The organism is Haloferula luteola, from assembly GCF_014201715.1.
GTDB lineage: Bacteria > Verrucomicrobiota > Verrucomicrobiia > Verrucomicrobiales > Akkermansiaceae > Haloferula > Haloferula luteola.
Map to the genome: position 1 here is coordinate 1 of NZ_JACHFD010000064.1, position 2,243 is coordinate 2,243.

The 2,243-nt window shown below is 62.1% G+C and carries 2 protein-coding genes and 1 pseudogene; all 3 read right to left on the reverse strand.

Going from position 1 to position 2,243, the window contains the following annotated elements; all coding sequences use genetic code 11:
• Positions 1-108 precede the first annotated feature (108 nt).
• Positions 109-1,557, reverse strand: coding sequence for an IS4 family transposase (locus tag HNR46_RS20415; protein WP_184022542.1), 1,449 nt, complete (start codon positions 1,555-1,557; stop codon positions 109-111).
• Between the two features lie 26 nt (positions 1,558-1,583).
• On the reverse strand, positions 1,584-1,946 hold the full coding sequence (locus HNR46_RS20755; RefSeq protein WP_221285317.1) for a hypothetical protein: 363 nt from the start codon (positions 1,944-1,946) through the stop codon (positions 1,584-1,586).
• Positions 1,947-1,998: 52 nt separating this feature from the next.
• Positions 1,999-2,243 (reverse strand): annotated as a pseudogene (locus HNR46_RS20420) (hypothetical protein); the annotation flags it as partial.

Genomic DNA, 2,243 nt, shown 5'->3' on the forward strand with positions numbered 1-2,243 from the left:
GCGCATACCGCTTCATAACGGACTGGCTGGGCCATAAATCTGGAGACTGCAAAGTGGCACTCGCAACCGCAATGTTAAAGTGCGAGGACTGACCCGAATGGCACTGGATTAAGCCACTTTCCGGTATCGTGACCGGTGCGGAATCTCGACGAAGGCGTACCGCGGCGTATTGAGCAGCGGGTAGGGTTTCGGGCGGCGTTTGACCGTCCGCGGCTCTCGTCGGAACGGCCGGTGGTCGACCAGGCGGGTGGCCATCATCTTCACGAGGAAGTGCGCCTGTCCCGCCCTCTTGCGCGGCTTGCCCGCACAGTTCCGGAAGGACTCGTGGATGGAAGTGGTGAGATCCAGCGCCCCCTTGAAGCTGATGCTGCCGACAGGCTCGCCCGCTTCGTGCGCGGCCCGTTGCATGAGCACCCTCATCAGGTTGTCGGCGATCTGGATCATCGCGAGGGTCTTGCGCGCCATCACCGGGGTCTTCACGTGCATCATCTCGAAACCGAGTGTGGTCTTGATGTCGCGCAACCGCAGTTCGATTTCCCACCGCCGGGCATATAGTGAGTGGATCTCCACGCCGTCGTGGACGGCCGGATCGGTGAGCGTGGTCACCACCGTCATGGGTCGGAGTCTCCCACTGCGGTCCTCGTATTTGAGCCGGATGAGCCGGATTCCCAAGGTGACGGGCAGCGCTTCCCAAGCCTCGCGCGACAGCCGGCCCTTGAGTGCGGAATAGGCCGGTCGGCGCCAGGTCACGAGCCGTTCGTGAGGCGAGATCTTCCGTCCCTTGCGCCAGTCCAGCGCGACCTCGCGCTGCTGGTGGAGCCGCATGACGACCTGCCCTCCCCGCTCCAGCACCGCGGCGATGAAGGCATATGAGCAGTAAGCGCGGTCGCCCAGCAGCAGGTCACCGCTGTGGATGTGGTCGAGGAGCCCTTCGGCCAGCGTGAGATCGTGCTCGTTGAAGGCTCCGGTCGTCATCGCCTCCCAGCCACCATGGCTTAGGTTGACGAGACCGGCGATGCCCATTACCGGGAACCCGCATCCCGGCTTCTGGACGGACGGCTGGGGAAAGGACTTCTGGTTCGCCTCCGTGTCGGCGAGCTTCACGGTGGTGCCGTCCACTGCCTTGAGAGAGAGACCGTGCCAGCGGTCGCCATCCCTTTCACCACGAGCCAGCGTCTCGCCGACCCGACGAGCCACCTGGTCGAAGAATGCGTCGGAGAGCCTGAGCCGGGCCCTGCAATAGGAACCTGTGTCGCTGGACGGCGCCGGCAACCCTTGAGTGCGGCACCAGCTCTGAATGAAGCCGATGGCCTTCGAGCAGGAAGCATTGCCCTCAAGGATCTGGGCGAGCCAGGCCCAGAACATCGGAAGATGGCCGAAATGGCGGTTGCGCCGGGTCGGGTCGATGCGCTTGAGAAAGGCGGCGGGAAGGACATCGGCGAACATCACGGCGTATCCGCTCAGCGACTCGCCAACCAGAGACTCGCGCAATCGACGGATGCCGGCTTGAAACTTGCGGCGGGCGGTGGCAAACACGTGCGACGGAAGGTTGGCCAAGACGGGTCGCTGCTTCACAACTCCAACTACCGTACTCCGGCTGGCTTTCCGTCACCCTTGAGGCCGAAAACGAGCTTAATCCAGTGCCGTTCAGGACTGACCCCTTTGACTGACCCCTTTGACTGACCCCTTTGACTGACCCCTTTGACTGACCCCTTTGACTGACCCCTTTGACGTGCCCTGACCCCTTTGACGTGCCAGTTCATCTGGGCTTCGAAGACCGCACTGCACGGGCCGCCCAGAGAGTGGACGAGCGATTCAAAGCCTTGCGGGTCGTTGCCGTCGATGCGGCCTTTCCAGACGGTTGTGCCGTCTTGATCTAGAACGTGCACCTGGCTGAAACGCTTGTGCAGGTCGATGCCGATGTAGTAATGTGATGTCGTCTTCATGGGTTTTCCGTGTTGGTGTTGTTTGTTCCACACGCCATCGTAACGGATGGCACTACCAACGCGGAGCCCTTTCATGCCTACTGACCCCTTTGACACCGTCGCCCAAGTCGGAGACCAACGACTCCACTTCAAGCAGCGACCCGCCCGCCGGGGCCGGCAATCCGGGAGAGAATCCGGTCCGCTTCCGTTTCTGGATCCACGGGGTGAGTGTCTGATATTTGACGCCATGGAGGGCGGCGAATTTTGGACCGCTCAAGCCACTGGCGTCGTAGGCTTCCAGCAAGTTGGACTTCTGCT

What these genes read in the sequence shown, in the direction of transcription:
- HNR46_RS20755 (WP_221285317.1), bottom strand. Translation starts at nt 1,946, where the DNA reads ATGAAGACGACATCACATTACTACATCGGCATCGACCTGCACAAGCGT.